Below are 16,956 nucleotides of genomic sequence, written 5' to 3'. Positions count from 1 at the left end.
AAATGGACGGTTTTGATAAAACAATGAAGTTTAGCATTCAAGATGAAAAACAGAGTGTCCATGTAAATGATGTACTTTTAACTGTGTATGATGCACTTCAAGAAAAAGGCTATAATCCGATTAATCAAATTGTCGGTTATTTATTAAGCGGAGATCCAGCATACATACCTCGTCACAAAGACGCGCGCAATATTATTCGCAAACTGGAACGTGATGAGTTAATTGAAGAACTTGTGAAGTCTTATTTGAAGCAACATCGTGAGGAGTAGTTTATGCGAATATTAGGTTTAGATGTTGGTACAAAAACAGTCGGCGTTGCCATTAGCGACGAAATGGGCTGGACAGCGCAAGGTTTAGAAACGATTAAAATTAACGAAGAACGAGAAATTTTCGGTTTTGATCGCGTTTCTGAACTAGTAAAACAGTACAATGTGGACAAGATAGTAGTAGGATTGCCAAAGAATATGAATGGGACAATCGGTCCGCGCGGTGAAGCTTGTCAAAGATATGCTGAAAGTTTACGTGAACTTTTGCAACTAGAAGTTATACTTTGGGACGAACGTTTGTCAACAATGGCAGCGGAACGACTTCTCATTTCGGCTGATGTAAGCCGAAAAAAACGAAAGCAAGTCATTGATAAAATGGCTGCAGTCGTGATTTTACAAGGATATTTAGATAGTAAATAAGAGGTGACCAGAATGGAAGAAAATCAAATTACAATTGTTGACGAAAAAGGAAATGAGCATTTATGTGAAATTATTTTCACGTTTGATGCTGAAAAATTTGGAAACAAATCATATGTTGTGTTCTCACCAATCGGTGAAGTAGACGAAGATGGAGATCCAATTTACGATGCAATGGCATACGAGCAAAACGAAGATGAAGCTGGTGGTACATTGCTTCCAATCGAATCTGAAGAAGAGTGGGAAATGGTCCAAGAAATGTTTAACACTCTTGCTGCAGAAGACGAAGAAGAATAATATAAAAAAGATGGGCTGCATGTGCAGTCCATCTTTTTATATTCATGTGTTCAATGAAAGATTTTTTGTCGAAACCATGTTGTGATTTATAGTATAATAATACGGATTGTATAACATACCAACTATGTATAAATGAATAGAGTTTTGCTTTGGTGCTGTAGAGCATTGTATAGAAGATATACATATGGTCTACAATGGAATAAGGAGGAAGAACTTTGATACAAAATCAAATGAAGAAGAAGCGTAGACGTGTCGCTTTTGTGGTGATTATTGCACTATTTGTATGTTGCGTATCAGTCTATGCGTACATTTCATCTGCATTGAAACCGATTGATCGTAGTAAGAAACAGGAAATTGTAGTTGAGATTCCAAAAGGTTCATCTACAAGTAAAATTGGAGAAATTTTAGAGGGAAAAGGTGCCATTAAAAATGGTACGGTATTTAGTATTTATGCAAAGGCAAAATCGAAAAACCTTCAGGCTGGTACATACTTATTACATACGTCGATGAATGTAGATGAAGTGATGGAACAAATGTCATCTGGAAATGTACATCGTCCAGTGGCGTATAAAATAACGATTAAAGAAGGGACACAGGTTGTCGAAATTGCCGATATGATTGCGAAGGAATTAAAATGGAATAAAGATGATGTAGTACGTCAATTAAATGATAAATCATTTGTTCAAAAATTGCAGCAAAAGTATCCGGCACTATTAACAAATAAAATTTTTGACAGCAATATAAAATATCCGTTAGAAGGCTATTTATATCCAGCAACATACTCTTTTTATAAAAAAGATACAACGTTAGAAGAAATTGTAACAGCAATGCTTGAAAAAACAAATGCACTTATTGTACAAAATGAAACGAAAATGAAGAAGAAAAATTTTGATGTTCATCAGCTGTTAACGTTATCTTCTTTAATTGAAGAAGAAGCAACAGGATTTACAGATCGTCAAAAGATTGCTAGTGTTTTTTACAATCGTTTAGCAAAAGGAATGCCATTACAGACAGATCCGACTGTATTGTATGCGCTTGGAAAGCATAAAGAGCGTGTATTATATAAAGATTTGAAAGTAAATTCGCCATATAATACGTATGTGGTAAAAGGGCTTCCGGTTGGGCCGATTGCAAACTCTGGCAAGCATTCTGTACAGGCAGCGTTAGAGCCTGCACAAACGGATTATTATTATTTCTTAGCAGCACCAAATGGTGAAGTGTATTATGCAAAAACGTTAGAAGAACATAATGCACTAAAGCAGAAATACATTACAAAAAAATAATGAAATGAGGAGGATAGCGAAAAAAGTCGCATATCCTTCTTTTTTATGTTAAAATATATCGGGTTAAAAAGTGGCAGAAGAATCGTTTGTAATATTGAAACGGGACGTACAAGCTAAGGGTGAAGCTGGCTTGTATTTTTATTGCATTCTATGTGTGAACAAAGACTGACACGTCATAGAGGCACTTCTCCGTGCAAATAAGGAGGACCATTTATGAAGGATGCAGTTAACGAATACTTATTATCATTTATTACTGAAAAAGACGAACTTATTCTTGAAATGGAAGAATATGCGAGTGAACATCATGTGCCGATTATGGATCGCCTTGGTATGGAATTTATGCTTCAATTTTTACGTTTGATTGAACCGAAAAGCATATTAGAGCTAGGAACAGCAATTGGTTATTCTAGTATTCGTATGATGCAAGCAATTCCAAATTCACGCATTGTGACAGTAGAGCGCAATAGTGATCGATATGAAAAAGCACTTGAATATATAGAGCGTTCTCCTGTTAAAGAACGCATTTCCGTTATTTACGGTGATGCATTAGAAACGGGTGAGCAAGTAAAGGAACACGGGACGTTTGATGTTATTTTTATTGATGCTGCAAAAGGACAATATCGTCGCTTTTTTGATTTATATGAGCCGTTATTAAATCCAGGTGGCGTTATTATTTCAGATAATGTGTTATATCACGGACTCGTAACGACAAAAGAGAAGATTGAAAATAGACGTACACGTGGTTTAATTCGCCGTATTAAGACGTATAATGAGTGGCTTATGAACCATAAGGGATATGATACAACAATTTTCCCGATTGGTGACGGAGTAGCAGTGAGCAAAAAGAAAGGGTGACAAAGGTATGAAAAAACCTGAATTGTTAGTAACACCAAGAGGGATTGCAGATATTGAACCTCTTGCAAAGGCAGGTGCAGATGCGGTCATAATTGGTGAACAAGAGTTTGGCTTACGATTAGCTGGTGAGTTTTCTCGTGAAGACGTGAAGCAAGGTGTAAATATTGCGCATGAGCACGGTATGAAAGTTTATGTAGCGATGAATGCAGTGTTTCACAATGAAAAAGTAGAAACTTTAAAAGACTATGTTTCATTTTTACGAGATGTACAAGTAGATGCGATTGTTTTTGGCGATCCTGCTGTACTTATGACAGTTCGTGAAGTAGCACCGAATATGCCGTTGCATTGGAATACGGAAACGACAGCAACGAACTGGTTTTCATGTAATTATTGGGGACGTAAAGGGGCAAAACGTGCTGTGCTCGCACGCGAGTTAAGTTTAGATGAAATTATTGAATTAAAAGAGCATGCAAAGGTAGAAGTGGAAGTACAAATTCACGGTATGACATGCATGTTCCAATCAAAACGTTCACTAGTTGGGAACTACTTTGAATATCAAGGGCGTCATTTGGAGATTGAAAAGAAAAAACATGAAGAAAATATGTTCTTATATGATGAAGAACGTAATAATAAATACCCGATTTATGAAGATGCAAATGGTACGCATATTATGAGTCCAAATGATATTTGCTTTATTGATGAATTAGAGGAACTAATCGATGCGGAAATAGATTGCTTAAAAATCGATGGTGTATTAAAAAGCTCTGAATATATTGTTGAGGTTACTAAGAAATACCGTAAAGCAATTGACTTATGCGTAGAAGATCGCGATGCGTATTATGACATAAAAGAAAATTTATATAAAGAGATAGAAGAGATGCAACCAGTAAATCGTCCACTTGATACAGGATTCTTCTTTAAAGAAACGGTTTACTAAACGAGGAGGGTGTAGAATATGACAATGCAAGAAATTTCACGAGTAATTGATGGCAAGCGCGTTATTGTGAAGAAACCTGAATTGTTAATCCCAGCAGGGAATTTAGAGAAATTAAAAATAGCTATCCATTACGGTGCAGATGCTGTATATTTAGGTGGGCAAGAATTTGGTCTTCGTTCCAATGCTGGAAACTTCACATTAGAAGAAATGGCAGAAGGCGTTGAATTTGCTAAGAAATATGGTGCAAAGATATATGTAACAACAAATATTTTTGCACATAATGAGAACATGGAAGGGCTAGAAGAATATTTAAGAGGCATTGAGAAAGCTGGTGTAACAGGTATTATCGTTGCAGATCCTCTTATTATTGAAACATGTAAACGAGTAGCACCTTCTGTTGAAGTACATTTAAGTACGCAACAATCACTATCTAACTGGAAAGCAGCGCAATATTGGAAAGAGGAAGGATTACATCGCCTTGTATTAGCGCGTGAAGTTGGATATGAAGAAATGAAAGAAATAAAAGAACACGTTGATATTGAAATTGAGGCATTTGTCCATGGTGCAATGTGTATTGCGTATTCTGGAAGATGTACATTAAGTAACCATATGACAGCACGTGACTCTAACCGCGGTGGTTGTTGCCAATCTTGTCGCTGGGATTACGACTTAATTCAAACAGTCTCCCAGCATAAAGATGCACAAGAACTACCGTTATTCCAAGAAGGAGATGCTCCTTTCGCAATGAGTCCGAAAGATTTAAATTTAATTCTTTCGATTCCAAAAATGATTGAAATCGGAATTGACAGCTTAAAAGTTGAAGGACGTATGAAATCTATCCATTACATTGCAACTGTAGCAACGGTATATCGTAAAGTAATCGATACGTACTGCGCAGATCCTGATAACTTTGAATTTAAACAAGAATGGTTAGACGAACTGGATAAATGTGCAAATCGTGACACAGCTCCAGCTTTCTTTGAAGGTGTACCAGGATATCAAGAACAAATGTATGGAAATCATAGTAAGAAAACAACGTATGATTTTGCTGGTTTAGTGTTAGATTATAATGAAGAAACAGGCATTGCAACAATCGAACAACGTAATTATTTTAAACCAGGACATGAAGTGGAGTTCTTTGGACCAGAAATAGAAAACTTTACACAAACGGTGGAGAAAATTTGGGATGAGGATGGAAATGAATTAGATGCAGCAAGACATCCGCTGCAAATCGTGAAAATCAAAGTGGATCGACCAGTGTATGTGAACAACATGATGCGCAAAAGCATATATCAATAAGAAAGAGTGGTAGTTGAATGGGGACGAATAAGCCTGTTGTAATTGGAATTGCTGGTGGTTCAGGATCAGGTAAGACAAGCGTAACAAAAGCAATTTTTGATCATTTTCAAGGTCATTCCATCTTAATTTTGGAGCAAGATTATTATTATAAAGACCAAAGTCATTTACCTATGGAAGAACGTTTAAAAACAAATTACGATCATCCATTAGCTTTTGATAATGATTTACTAATTGAACACTTGCACCAATTACTTGCATATAAAATGATTGAAAAACCTGTATATGATTATACTTTGCATACGCGTTCTGAGGAAGTGATTCCGGTTGAACCGAAAGATGTCATTATTTTAGAGGGGATTCTTGTACTAGAGGATCCGCGCCTTTGTGAATTAATGGACATCAAACTTTTTGTTGATACAGACGCTGATCTTCGTATTTTACGTCGTATGCAACGCGATATTAAAGAGCGTGGACGCACAATGGATTCGGTCATTGAACAATATGTAAATGTTGTACGCCCAATGCATAACCAATTTATTGAGCCTTCTAAGAAATTTGCAGATATCATTATCCCAGAAGGTGGACAAAATCATGTTGCAATTGATATTATGGTTACAAAAATCGCAACAATTCTTGAAGAAAAAGTGAATTTGTAATAGCATAGTAAAAGATATTCGATAGGAAGGGATTTTTTCCCTTCCTATCGAATACAATGATACATGCAACCTCATCTGTATATAGATGAGGGCATATTTATATCAACTTTCCATACATATCTTCTTTATATAAGGAAGAATTGGAAAAGACGGGGTTGTATGTGACAACTCCGCTAGTGCATATGTACTAGAAACCTCCGCTACTAGAAATGCGGAGGAGTTTTCATATTGGAACTCCTCTTTTTCTCGGGGGATTGGTATATAAAAGGAGTGGAAAAGAATGGCAACAGAAAAAACATACCCTATGACGCAAGAGGGTAAAGAAAAATTAGAAAACGAACTAGAACAATTAAAAACAGTAAGACGTAAAGAAGTTGTAGAACGTATTAAAATTGCACGTAGCTTCGGGGACCTTTCTGAGAACTCTGAGTACGATGCAGCGAAAGATGAACAAGCATTCGTAGAAGGGCGTATCACGCAGCTAGAAAACATGATTCGTAATGCAGTAATCATTGAGGATACTGGTGAAGCGTCTACAGTTGTTACATTAGGGAAAACGGTAACATTTAAAGAACTTCCAGATGGAGATGAAGAAGCTTACACAATCGTTGGTAGTGCAGAGGCTGATCCATTTGAAGGAAGAATTTCTAATGATTCTCCAATTGCAAAGAGCTTATTAGGTAAGCAAATTGGTGAGAAAGTAGTCATCCAAACTCCTGGTGGAGAAATGCAAGTTGAAATTATCTCTGTAAAATAATAAAAAAAGTTCACTCCTATGAGTGAACTTTTTTTATTTTCAATGAGAAGCTCCTTCTCTAAATGAAGGAAAGATAGGGAGGATTATAAGTGAAAATTGCTATATAAACATCCGTAATGTTTTAATTTTCGCCAAATTCGACATAATACGACAATAAAAAAGTTTTAACTTCCCACCCGAAAGAAGTCTCCCGCTTCTAAACGTGGAGGTGCTTTTAGCACCAGTGAAAGCGGGAGATGAATTTCGGTTAGGCGTAGCCTAACGTTATCTCTTTTTTTTGTGCCATGATATAATCAATCTTAGATAAAAAGAAAGGCTGTTATATAAATAAAATTAGACAATAATAATCATGCAGTGTTCCTGTTGTATGATCGTCTTGTTCTGGTCATAAAATATCGCAGAAAAGTGATTGATGATACCATATCTGACTATGCAAAAGATATGTTTGTTCGATTGGGCGAAAGTTACAATATTTCCTTAGTCGAATGGAATCACGATATTGACCATGTGCATATTTTGTTCAAAGCACATCCGAATACTGAAATGTCAAAGTTCATCAATGCCTATAAAAGCGCAAGTTCACGACATTTCTCCAATACAAGTTAGAAGAGCAAGGGAAAAAGCTGATCAAAATAGATAAATGGTTTCCATCATCCAAAACTTGCTCATGTTGTGGTCAAGTAAAAGAGTCTCTATCTCTTTCTGAGCGTAAATTCCACTGTGATTGTGGTTTTGTGGCAGACAGAGATTGGAACGCTTCTATCAACATCAAACGTGAAGGGTTACGCTTATTAGCGTTCGTATAGCAAAAAGAACTCTTGGAACGAGAGGGATAGCTCGGTCAGTTTTCGTTAGCTACTAAAAGTAACGATAAGTCGAGAAGCCCCCACTTCAAAAATCGTTAGATTTTAAGTGGGGGTAGTTCACAGCAACCAGCAAATCAAGAATAAAAGGAAGTTTTGTATAAAAAGAATAACACCTCGTCTAAACTGAAAAGACGAGGTGTTTTTTTATGAAAATGAAGCGAAGAATTGTTATCATTTTATTATGTTTTACATGTATTATGCTACTTTTACTTGGTAGACTGGCGCAAATACAGCTTATATCTACTGAATCATTTACAGATAGGCATATTAATTTAATTGAAAAGAGTGTCACCCAGCGTACACAAGCAGTCACAGTGGATGATGGCAGAGGGCATTTTGTTGATCGAAATGGAGAAAGAATCGGTGAAAAAAGCTATCCCGCTTTAATAATTTTTCCGTTCTTGCAAATAAAAAGTGACATGTTACAAAAAATTGCGCATATCATTGGTGTGTCAGAGCAAGACATACATTTGCAAATGAAAAATAAAAGAAAACCATTTCTATTTCAAAGAGGTGATCAGCCGTTTCAATTAACGAAAGAACAGATGGAAAAGATAAATCGTGAAAATCTGTTAGGGATGGTAGCGACTGAAGTAAGGTTAAAACAAGCATCCGAAGCAGAACATTTCATTGGTGTAGTAGGAGAGAATAAGAGGGAGTTTCAAAAGCGATATGGAGAGAAATATAAGTTATCTAGTCAAACCCCTGTCGGTATTTCAGGGTTACAACAGTCATTTGATGAATTTTTAATGACCGACGGTGAAACAAAAATATTATATCAAGTGGATCGGCAAGGGGAGCCTATTTTTGGGAAGCATGCGAAATTCACTTCTCCGGGAAATCCGTTTTATCCTGTCACGATTCAAACAACGCTTCATAAACGGATGCAACAAAAAGCTGAAGCACTTCTGGCAAGTCATGGGATAAAAAAGGGCGGATTAGTACTATTAGATATAGAAAATAGTGAAATTTTAGCTATGGTAAGTAAGCCGTCTATGCAACAAAATGATAAAGGTACATATGAACAGGCGTTGGAAAACCAAATGGTAACACCTCATTTTCCAGGCTCTATTTTTAAGACGGTGATAGCTACGGCAGCAATAGATCAAAAATTACTTCAGCATAACAGAATGTTTAATTGTGATACAGATTTATATGGTGAAGATATTCCAGAAGTAATGATGGGGAAATTAAACTTTAAAGAGAGTTTTGCTAGGAGTTGTAACCGAACGTTTGCTGAACTCGGGAATGAATTATTGCAGCTTGATACAAGTATGATGGAAACATATTTAAAGGCGCTCGGTGGAAGTGGGGATGTTGGCTGGACGGGACCGGTATTTCACGCATTAAAGTTTAAACAGTTACCAGAAGAAAAGAGAGCTGTTGTTTGGGATGAAGAAGAAAATAAAAGAAGCTATAAAGCAATTGCACAAACTGCAATTGGACAAAAAGATGTCCGAATCTCACCGTTAGCAGTGGCAAATATGATGGCAACGATTGCTCGAGGCGGAGAGAAACGTGAAGTAAAGGCTGTAAAAGAAATTCGATATAAAAATGGAACGAGTTTTTTTCGGTTTAAAGATCATAAGGTAGAAGGAAAGCAGCCTTCTTATACAACGATAACAAAGATGCAACAATTATTAAGGAGTGTAGTAACAATGAAGGAAGGCACTGGTTCAGCTCTTCAAGGTTTACCTTTATCTGTTGCTGGAAAGTCCGGTACAGCACAAACCGGAAAAGGAAATAAAGTAAATCGGTGGTTCGCTGGTTATTTTCCTTATGATCGTCCTAAATATGCTTTAGTTGTAGTGGATATAGAAACAGATAATAACCGAAATATGGTAACCTCTATTTTCAAAGAGTTTGTAGAAGCGATTTATCAATTAGAACATGCACAGTAATCTTGCAATTGTATATAAAATGTTTTCAGTTTGTGAAAAAATGTTTGTAATTGTTCAACCTTTTTAGATTTAATGTTACAATAGCAAGTAGGAAAAACTGCATGGAGGTTTGAAGAATGGCAGGAGGATCTAGATTCCAACAGAAACAACAAAAACGTCGTCAAAACGGTGTTTTAAATATTGCGATTGCGATTGTATTATTAGCAGTCATTGTTGTAGCATATCAAGTCTTCTTTACTTCTGATACAACAGAACAAGCGTCTTCTCAAGATAAGAAAGTATCTCAGGAAACAAAGAAAGAGAATAAGTCTGAGAATAAAAAAGCGAAAGAAAAAGCAGAAGAAGAAGCAAAGAAAAAAGCTGAGGAAGAGAAGCAAAAGGCAGAAGAGGAAGCAAAGAAAAAAGCTGAGGAAGAAGCAAAGGCAAATGAAAAAGTGTCAGCTGAAAAAACACTTCCAAAGGCGACTGATGCCTATACAAAACCTTCTTGGAAACCAGTAGGTACAACGCAAGGCGCAACGCCGGCAATGACATTTACAAAAGGAACAGCAGATTGGAATGAAATGAATCAAGCAATTTCTTCTGCAATTGAAATTCCTGTAGAACAATTAATTATTCATCGCATTGGAAATAATGGGAAAGAAAAAGCGTATGGTAATGTTCAAGATAAGCAAACAGGGAAAAGATATTATGTAAATATTGAATGGGTACAGAATGAGGGTTGGAAGCCAACACTTGTTCAAACTCTAAACTAAAAAGAGAGAGGTTCTGAAAAGAACCTCTCTCTTTTATAGTTAACGCAATTTTTTTAGTTTAAAATGAACAACAGCACTATAATATGGACGTTTGCTTTCTGGATCCATAACCATTTGGTGAGAAACGCGATGAACTTCAAGCATCAGTGCTTTGTTATGATCTATTTGTTCGTTAATCTTTTTCTCTAAAGAAACTAAGTCGGTTGCTTCAAAAAATTCTACTTTATCCTCTAACATTTCAAAGGTGAATGACATGAAGAAACACTCCTCTCCTTTATTCATCACATTTAGTGTAGCAAAGAAAAGAAGGAAATACCATGTACATTTAGATTGACATTTTAGGAAAGAAAGCATATCATACTGATAAAACCGATAAGAAAAAGGGGAATTTTCATGGGTACAGAATTTAATGGTTTATTTGACGAATGGGCTCATACGTACGACTCATTTGTACAGGGCGAAGATATACAATATAAAGAAGTTTTCGCTTGTTATGAGGAAATTTTAGAGGATGTAGTAAACAAATCATTTGGAAATATATTGGAATTTGGTGTCGGCACTGGCAACTTAACAAATAAATTATTACTTGCTGGCCGCACTGTTTACGGTATAGAACCGTCACGTGAAATGCGTGCAATTGCAAAAGAAAAATTGCCAGAAGGATTTACAATTACAGAGGGAGATTTTCTCAAATTTGATGTCCCAAATACGATTGATACGATTGTCAGCACTTATGCATTTCATCATTTAACAGATGAAGAAAAAGATGTGGCGATTGCGAAATATAGTCAATTACTAAACAAAGGTGGTAAAATAGTCTTTGCTGATACAATATTTGCAGATCAGGAAGCGTATGATAAGACTGTAGAAACTGCAAAACAAAGAGGTTTTCATCAGTTAGCTAATGATTTGCAAACAGAATACTATACGCGTATTCCAATCATGCAATCTATTTTTGAAAAGAATGGCTTTCATGTTACATTTACGAGACTAAATCATTTCGTTTGGGTTATGGAGGCAACTAAGCAATAGAAAGAGGGATTAGATTGAGAATTGCTGTAATTGGAGCAATGGAAGAAGAAGTGCATATTTTACGTGATAAATTAGAACAAGCAGAGACAGAAAGCGTTGCTGGTTGTGAATTTACAAAAGGAATGTTGGCAGGACATGAAGTAATATTGTTAAAATCCGGTATTGGTAAAGTGAACGCAGCGATGTCTACGACAATTTTGTTAGAAAGATATCAACCTGAAAAAGTAATCAATACAGGTTCAGCTGGTGGCTTCCATCACTCTTTAAATGTTGGAGATGTTGTCATTTCAACTGAGGTTCGTCATCATGATGTGGATGTAACGGCATTTAATTATGAATACGGTCAAGTACCAGGCATGCCACCAGGATTTAAAGCGGATAAAGAATTAGTTGCATTGGCAGAGAAATGCATGAAGGAAGAAGAAAATATTCAAGTGGTTAAAGGAATGATTGCAACGGGTGATTCATTTATGAGTGATCCAAACCGAGTTGCAGCAATTCGTGATAAATTTGAAAATCTTTACGCAGTAGAAATGGAAGCGGCAGCTGTTGCACAAGTATGCCATCAATATAACGTTCCGTTTGTTATTATTCGTGCACTTTCTGATATTGCTGGTAAAGAATCAAATGTTTCATTTGATCAATTTTTAGATCAAGCAGCTCTTCATTCTACAAACTTTATCGTAAAAGTCTTGGAAGAGTTAAAGTAATGTAACAAAAAGGCAACTGTCTCATATAAAGAATTACATACAGTTGCCTTTTCTTTATTGGCAAGTAAGGAGGAGAACACGATGAAGGTGTATCGTGGGGTTCATGAATTAATTGGTCATACGCCGATTGTAGAAATTACTCGTTTTTCACTTCCAGAGGGTGTTCGATTATTTGCGAAACTTGAATTTTATAATCCAGGTGGAAGCGTGAAAGATCGTCTTGGAAGAGAATTAATTGAAGATGCATTAGCAAAAGGGCTTGTCACAAAAGGTGGAACGCTTATTGAACCAACAGCGGGGAATACTGGTATTGGACTGGCACTTGCTGCACTAGAGCATGACTTACATGTCATCGTTTGCGTGCCAGAGAAATTTAGCGTTGAAAAACAAGAGCTAATGAAAGCACTTGGTGCAAAAGTTGTTCATACACCAACCGAACAAGGAATGACAGGTGCAATTGAAAAAGCAAAAGAGTTAGTAAAAGAAATTCCAAATTCATATTCTCCAAGTCAGTTTGCTAACGAGGCAAACCCACGTGCTTATTTTAAAACACTGGGACCTGAAATTTGGGACGCTTTAAATGGAGAAGTGGATATATTTGTAGCAGGTGCAGGTACTGGTGGTACATTTATGGGTACTGCATCGTATTTAAAAGAACAAAATTCCAATGTAAAAACGGTTATTGTAGAACCAGAAGGATCTATTTTAAATGGTGGTGAAGCAGGGTCACATGAAACGGAAGGGATTGGTCTTGAATTTATTCCGCCGTTTTTAAAACCGTCTTACTTTGATGAAATTCATACGATTTCTGATAAACATGCCTTTAAACGTGTGAAAGAATTAGCACAAAAAGAAGGGCTTCTTGTAGGAAGTTCATCAGGGGCTGCATTTCATGCAAGTTTGCTAGAAGCGGAGAAAGCAAAACCAGGTACAAATATTGTAACGATCTTTCCAGATAGTAGTGAGCGTTACTTAAGTAAAGATATATACAAAGGATGGGAATAAAAATGAGAGCAAAAACAAAATTAATTCATGGTATTCGCATAGGAGAACCTTCAACGGGATCTGTCAATGTACCAATTTATCAAACAAGTACGTACAGACAAGAAGCGGTTGGAAAGCATAAAGGATATGAATATTCACGCACAGGAAATCCAACACGTGCAGCTTTAGAAGAAATGATTGCAGTGCTAGAAAACGGTCATGCGGGATTCGCATTTGGATCCGGAATGGCTGCAATTACAGCAACAATCATGTTATTCTCAAAAGGAGATCATATCATTTTAACGGATGATGTGTATGGTGGAACATATCGTGTTGTGACAAAAGTATTGAACCGCTTTGGTATTGAGCATACATTTGTAGATACGACAAATTTAGATGAAGTAGCTGCGGCAGTACGTCCAAATACGAAAGCGATTTATGCTGAAACACCAACAAACCCACTATTAAAGATTACAGATATCAAAGCAATTTCTACATTTGCAAAAGAAAAAGGGTTGCTAACAATTATTGATAACACATTTATGACTCCTTATTGGCAGTCACCTATTTCTCTTGGAGCAGATATTGTCCTTCACAGTGCAACGAAATATTTAGGGGGACATAGTGATGTAGTTGCTGGCTTAGTTGTTGTCAATAGTCCGCAATTAGCAGAAGACCTTCATTTTGTTCAAAACTCAACAGGTGGTGTTCTTGGACCGCAAGATAGTTTCTTATTACTACGCGGTTTAAAAACATTAGGTATTCGCATGGAAGAACATGAAGTAAACTCACGTGCAATTGCTGAGTTTTTAAATAACCATCCAAAAGTTAATAAAGTACATTATCCAGGACTTGAATCACATCCGAATCATGCGCTAGCAAAAGAACAAGCAAACGGATACGGTGCAATTATTTCATTCGATGTAGATAGTGAAGAAACATTAAATAAAGTACTTGAGAAAGTACAATACTTCACACTTGCTGAAAGTTTAGGAGCTGTTGAAAGCTTAATTTCGATTCCAGCGCAAATGACACATGCTTCCATTCCAGCTGACCGTCGTAAAGAACTTGGCATTACGGATACATTAATTCGTATTTCTGTCGGTATTGAAGATGGTCAAGATTTAATTGAAGATTTAGCACAAGCGTTGGCATAATGAAAGAGCCGTTAATAACGGCTTTTTTTCTATGGAAAACTTCTCCCTCGTTGGCTGTATTTACTTACTTCAAAAACTATTAGAATATGATACAGTGGTAGGGAGGGGGGATAGAAGTTGAAAGAATTACAACAAAAAATCGCAGATTATACTCGCTTCGGTCAAGTCCTTCTCGCAATATCTACCTTTTTAATGATTGGTTTATTGATTCCAAATGGAGGAAGAGAAACGGTACAATTTTTTGCGATGATGGGTGTTATCGTTTTATTTTTAGCAATGTCGTTTTTCTTTTTTAAACGTGTTAAAGTGTTGCGTGATCGGTTAGAGGAGAACGAGTATGAATAGATGAAACGCTACAAGAAGAATATATCTTTTTGTAGCGTTTTTTTCATATAGGTAAAATTTTTGTAGAAAATGTATGTATTTCATATTGACATTGATAATCTTTATCAATTAAAATGTAATAGAAGATAGTTCTCATTTCGGATTACTCGTTAACAGTAAGGATTTGGAATGATTAGAACCGAGTGAAATATCTAGTATATATTTGAAAATCCTACACCCCCCCTCAAACCTGTAGTTTTCTTTATACTAGTTATCATATGGAAGCGGTAAACAAGTTTTGTTTACTGCTTTTTTTTGTCAAGACTTGTATATCGCTGTAATTTGTAATAATAAACTAGTTCTTCTATACCATGTTCATCATTTGCAATACCAACAGCAATGCTCCCAGCTTCTTTAGCCATTTTTACATCTACAACAGTATCTCCCATTATGAGTTCTTCTAGCCTAATATCAAGTTGTTTACATGTCTTTATACGCCTTTCTGGATGAGGTTTTCTATCTCCTACTAAAAAGAGTAGCATGAAATAATGTCCCACCTTTATTAAAAGCAATCACTTTTACCTCAATCATTTCTATTGAAATTTGAATTTTCCCCATATTTTTGTTCACCTCGTTTATAATGGATGTAAAACTTATAATATACCGTATATTCTGAAATATATTACAAGTCAAGGAGGGATTACCATTTCTACCATTGAAGATATTGCGAAATTAGCTGGAGTATCTAAAGCAACGGTTTCTCGGGTGCTCAATCGCCATCCTTACGTCCGTCCAGAGTTGCGAGCAAGAATAGAAACAATTATTGAGGAACAAAACTATGTACCAATCGCAACTGCTAAAGATTTGAGGCGTCTTCAAACAAATTTAATTGGTGTAGTTGTTCCGAATATATATCATCCTTTTTTAGTCAGTTAATTCAAGAATTAAGTCATATATTAAAAAAAGATCATTATGATGTTGTCATTCTACAGTCAAATTATGAGATGGACAAGGAGAGAGAATTTTTACACTACATTAAGACGAAAAAATTAGATGCGTTAATTTTTGCGACTCTTTCATTACCGATTGGAGAACTGGAGGAGGCAATGCATTTAGGGACAATTGTTATTTGTAATGAACATGTTGAAACAGAAAAGATATGTACAGTTCAATTTAATGAAGAGTTAGCGGGATATATGGGAACGAAACATTTAGTTGAAAAAGGGTACACAAGGATAGGTTTTTGTTACGATACATTAAAAAGTAAAGCACAGCGCCAAAGGTATCAAGGTTATAAAAGAGCATTAAAGGAATATAGCATACAGCTACAGCAAGAATGGGTGTTTTCAAACTGTTTTGAATTAAAGGATGGAGAAAAGGTGATGTTGAACATTTCTTCCATGCTCGATATTCCAGATGCAATCTTTACAGGTAGTGATGAAATAGCTGCAGGTATGATGATGACAGCACAACGATTACATATTGATGTTCCACAAGATTTAGGTGTGATTGGGTTTGATAATCAACCTCTTTCAATGATTATGACTCCCAACATAACAACAATACAGACGTCTATTAAAAGCATGGCTCAACATTCAATTTTTTTATTGCATAAACAGTTGCGAAGAGAAGAGGTACAGCAAATCCGATTGCCAGTTGCGGTAATAGAAAGAGAATCTACAAGAAGGAGGTAGCAATATGTTTCATACCGATCGTTTGCAGTTTCGGAAATATACAATGGCTGATTTAGACTTTTATGCTTCGTTATGGGGAAATGAAAAAGTAATGCGCTATATTGGAAATGGGACACTTAAAACATATATGCAGTGTAAAAAAAGCCTCGAAAACTGGGTTCTTCCAGGTTATCAAAATGGCTTAGGACTATTTCTAATGATTGAAAAAGAGATAGCAGTACCGATTGGACATGCGGGACTTGTGCGGCAACAAGTGGACGGTAAAGAAGAAATTGAAATTGGTTATTGGTTACTTCCTGCATATTGGAGAAAAGGTTATGCAAAAGAAGCAGCAACAGCATTTCGGGACTATGGATTTCAAGCACTAAGACTAAAAAAATTAATTTCCCTTATTAACCCCGATCATCCCGCTTCTATTTTTGTCGCTAGAAAGACAGGATTAAGCTATGAAAAAACAGCTTCATTTCATGGGAAGGATGTTCTTGTTTATGCGATTAAAAGAGCAGAGTAATGATTGGTAGGAAGCGATACTTCTAGCGTTGTATAAACGGTATAAGAATAATCTGCTAGCTTATACAATAAGAACAACCTTGAAGGATAGATATACTAGGATAGGGAGAATGGCAATGTGTTGAAAAATCTATATATTCAAACGAAAAGTGATAAGAACATATAAGAAAAGGCTTGTTTTCAAAGTGAAAACAAGCCTTTTATCTGGGTAGTAAGACTCCTATCTCAAGATTCAAAGAGAAGCAAGGAAGATAGG

At 36.1% G+C, this 16,956-nt stretch carries 21 protein-coding genes and 2 pseudogenes; 21 read left to right on the top strand and 2 right to left on the bottom strand.

Annotation, left to right across the window (positions count from 1 at the left end):
* Window positions 1-2: 2 nt before the first annotated feature.
* From MR063_RS03205 to MR063_RS03145, 13 genes and pseudogenes are all read left to right on the top strand, one after another.
* Window positions 3-269 (top strand): IreB family regulatory phosphoprotein, encoded by a 267-nt coding sequence (locus MR063_RS03205; RefSeq protein ID WP_012095561.1) that lies wholly within the window; start codon window positions 3-5, stop codon window positions 267-269.
* Window positions 270-272: 3 nt separating this feature from the next.
* Window positions 273-686: a Holliday junction resolvase RuvX gene (gene ruvX / locus MR063_RS03200; protein ID WP_242145508.1), complete on the top strand. Its 414-nt coding sequence runs from the start codon at window positions 273-275 to the stop codon at window positions 684-686.
* A 12-nt stretch (window positions 687-698) separates the two neighbouring features.
* Window positions 699-980, top strand: a complete 282-nt coding sequence (locus tag MR063_RS03195) for a DUF1292 domain-containing protein (protein ID WP_012095559.1) — start codon at window positions 699-701, stop codon at window positions 978-980.
* A 215-nt stretch (window positions 981-1,195) separates the two neighbouring features.
* Window positions 1,196-2,263: an endolytic transglycosylase MltG gene (gene mltG, locus MR063_RS03190; protein WP_242193304.1), complete on the top strand. Its 1,068-nt coding sequence runs from the start codon at window positions 1,196-1,198 to the stop codon at window positions 2,261-2,263.
* 213 nt (window positions 2,264-2,476) lie between these two features.
* Window positions 2,477-3,118: an O-methyltransferase gene (locus MR063_RS03185; protein ID WP_012095557.1), complete on the top strand. Its 642-nt coding sequence runs from the start codon at window positions 2,477-2,479 to the stop codon at window positions 3,116-3,118.
* Between the two features lie 7 nt (window positions 3,119-3,125).
* Window positions 3,126-4,055, top strand: a complete 930-nt coding sequence (locus tag MR063_RS03180; protein ID WP_242193299.1) for a peptidase U32 family protein — start codon at window positions 3,126-3,128, stop codon at window positions 4,053-4,055.
* An 18-nt stretch (window positions 4,056-4,073) separates the two neighbouring features.
* Window positions 4,074-5,354, top strand: a complete 1,281-nt coding sequence (locus MR063_RS03175) for a peptidase U32 family protein (protein WP_242145505.1) — start codon at window positions 4,074-4,076, stop codon at window positions 5,352-5,354.
* A 17-nt stretch (window positions 5,355-5,371) separates the two neighbouring features.
* Complete coding sequence (udk, locus tag MR063_RS03170; protein WP_012095554.1) at window positions 5,372-6,010, top strand: uridine kinase; 639 nt, start codon at window positions 5,372-5,374, stop codon at window positions 6,008-6,010.
* Window positions 6,011-6,290: 280 nt separating this feature from the next.
* Window positions 6,291-6,767 carry a transcription elongation factor GreA gene (gene greA / locus MR063_RS03165; protein ID WP_242145504.1) on the top strand — a complete coding sequence of 159 codons (477 nt, stop codon included), beginning with the start codon at window positions 6,291-6,293 and terminating at the stop codon, window positions 6,765-6,767.
* 327 nt (window positions 6,768-7,094) lie between these two features.
* Window positions 7,095-7,352 (top strand): annotated as a pseudogene (gene tnpA, locus MR063_RS03160) (IS200/IS605 family transposase); the annotation flags it as partial.
* Window positions 7,346-7,573 (top strand): annotated as a pseudogene (locus MR063_RS03155) (zinc ribbon domain-containing protein); the annotation flags it as partial. The pseudogenes tnpA and MR063_RS03155, both read left to right, overlap by 7 nt.
* A gap of 206 nt (window positions 7,574-7,779) precedes the next feature.
* Window positions 7,780-9,534 carry a peptidoglycan D,D-transpeptidase FtsI family protein gene (locus MR063_RS03150; RefSeq protein ID WP_242193297.1) on the top strand — a complete coding sequence of 585 codons (1,755 nt, stop codon included), beginning with the start codon at window positions 7,780-7,782 and terminating at the stop codon, window positions 9,532-9,534.
* Window positions 9,535-9,650: 116 nt separating this feature from the next.
* Window positions 9,651-10,289: a YrrS family protein gene (locus MR063_RS03145; RefSeq protein ID WP_242193295.1), complete on the top strand. Its 639-nt coding sequence runs from the start codon at window positions 9,651-9,653 to the stop codon at window positions 10,287-10,289.
* 39 nt (window positions 10,290-10,328) lie between these two features.
* Here the strand turns inward: MR063_RS03145 and MR063_RS03140 are convergent, their stop codons facing one another.
* Window positions 10,329-10,544: a YrzA family protein gene (locus MR063_RS03140; protein ID WP_242193294.1), complete on the bottom strand. Its 216-nt coding sequence runs from the start codon at window positions 10,542-10,544 to the stop codon at window positions 10,329-10,331.
* Between the two features lie 138 nt (window positions 10,545-10,682).
* Between MR063_RS03140 and MR063_RS03135 the strand changes: the two genes are divergently transcribed.
* From MR063_RS03135 to MR063_RS03115, 5 genes are all read left to right on the top strand, one after another.
* Window positions 10,683-11,321 carry a class I SAM-dependent DNA methyltransferase gene (locus MR063_RS03135; RefSeq protein WP_242193293.1) on the top strand — a complete coding sequence of 213 codons (639 nt, stop codon included), beginning with the start codon at window positions 10,683-10,685 and terminating at the stop codon, window positions 11,319-11,321.
* A 14-nt stretch (window positions 11,322-11,335) separates the two neighbouring features.
* On the top strand, window positions 11,336-12,031 hold the full coding sequence (mtnN, locus tag MR063_RS03130; RefSeq protein WP_242193292.1) for a 5'-methylthioadenosine/S-adenosylhomocysteine nucleosidase: 696 nt from the start codon (window positions 11,336-11,338) through the stop codon (window positions 12,029-12,031).
* A gap of 81 nt (window positions 12,032-12,112) precedes the next feature.
* Window positions 12,113-13,036 carry an O-acetylserine dependent cystathionine beta-synthase gene (locus MR063_RS03125; protein ID WP_242193291.1) on the top strand — a complete coding sequence of 308 codons (924 nt, stop codon included), beginning with the start codon at window positions 12,113-12,115 and terminating at the stop codon, window positions 13,034-13,036.
* Window positions 13,037-13,038: 2 nt separating this feature from the next.
* Window positions 13,039-14,172 (top strand): bifunctional cystathionine gamma-lyase/homocysteine desulfhydrase, encoded by a 1,134-nt coding sequence (locus MR063_RS03120; RefSeq protein ID WP_242193290.1) that lies wholly within the window; start codon window positions 13,039-13,041, stop codon window positions 14,170-14,172.
* Window positions 14,173-14,289: 117 nt separating this feature from the next.
* Entirely contained in the window at window positions 14,290-14,517 is a 228-nt protein-coding gene (locus MR063_RS03115) for a YrhC family protein (RefSeq protein ID WP_242145495.1), read from the top strand.
* 281 nt (window positions 14,518-14,798) lie between these two features.
* On the opposite strand, the gene MR063_RS03110 is transcribed toward MR063_RS03115, so the two are convergent.
* The gene (locus MR063_RS03110; protein WP_242193289.1) at window positions 14,799-15,038 is read right to left on the bottom strand and encodes an HAD family hydrolase; all 240 of its coding nucleotides are present in this window, start codon (window positions 15,036-15,038) and stop codon (window positions 14,799-14,801) included.
* Window positions 15,039-15,099: 61 nt separating this feature from the next.
* Here MR063_RS03110 and MR063_RS03105 point away from each other — a divergent pair, with 61 nt between their 5' ends.
* The 3 genes from MR063_RS03105 to MR063_RS03095 are packed head-to-tail and all read left to right on the top strand — an operon-like array spanning window position 15,100 to window position 16,701.
* Window positions 15,100-15,432, top strand: coding sequence for a LacI family DNA-binding transcriptional regulator (locus tag MR063_RS03105; RefSeq protein ID WP_242193288.1), 333 nt, complete (start codon window positions 15,100-15,102; stop codon window positions 15,430-15,432).
* Window positions 15,408-16,190, top strand: a complete 783-nt coding sequence (locus tag MR063_RS03100; RefSeq protein WP_313928214.1) for a substrate-binding domain-containing protein — start codon at window positions 15,408-15,410, stop codon at window positions 16,188-16,190. Before MR063_RS03105 ends, MR063_RS03100 begins: the two co-directional genes overlap by 25 nt.
* Window positions 16,191-16,194: 4 nt before the next feature.
* Complete coding sequence (locus tag MR063_RS03095; RefSeq protein ID WP_242193286.1) at window positions 16,195-16,701, top strand: GNAT family N-acetyltransferase; 507 nt, start codon at window positions 16,195-16,197, stop codon at window positions 16,699-16,701.
* Window positions 16,702-16,956 lie beyond the last annotated feature (255 nt).

Origin of the sequence: Bacillus cereus group sp. BfR-BA-01492 (assembly GCF_022662815.1) — a bacterium.
GTDB classification, from domain to species: Bacteria; Bacillota; Bacilli; order Bacillales; family Bacillaceae_G; genus Bacillus_A; species Bacillus_A cereus_BD.
This window is presented reverse-complemented; position numbering and strand designations above follow the sequence as displayed.